Raw genomic sequence first — 272 nt, 5'->3', positions numbered from 1 at the left:
GGCAATTGCGCCAAGTCGGAACTGCGAGGCAATTGTATGAACGCCCTGAAACGACAGCAGTCGCTGCTTTTCTTGGCTTAAAGAATATCTTGAGCGGGACCGTCAATAACGGGCGCTTCACCTCATCTGACAAAACGCTTGAAACAGCTGTCAATGGAGAGCTCGCAGACGGCGATTATTTTTTGGTCATCCGGCCAGAATCGATCCGAGCATCGGAAGGCGAACGGCCGGGCCAAGTTTCGATCAAGGGAACCGTTCAGGAAATGATTTAC

The 272-nt window shown here is 51.5% G+C and carries 1 pseudogene; it reads left to right on the top strand.

What is annotated here, in order from left to right:
- Positions 1-32 precede the first annotated feature (32 nt).
- Positions 33-272 (top strand): annotated as a pseudogene (locus R0J92_RS23080) (hypothetical protein); the annotation flags it as partial.

The sequence above is a fragment of the Tritonibacter sp. SIMBA_163 genome (genome assembly GCF_046535935.1).
Classification (GTDB): Bacteria; Pseudomonadota; Alphaproteobacteria; order Rhodobacterales; family Rhodobacteraceae; genus Epibacterium; species Epibacterium scottomollicae.
Note: the sequence above shows the minus strand (reverse complement) of the source record. Positions and strands in the feature narration are given on the sequence as shown.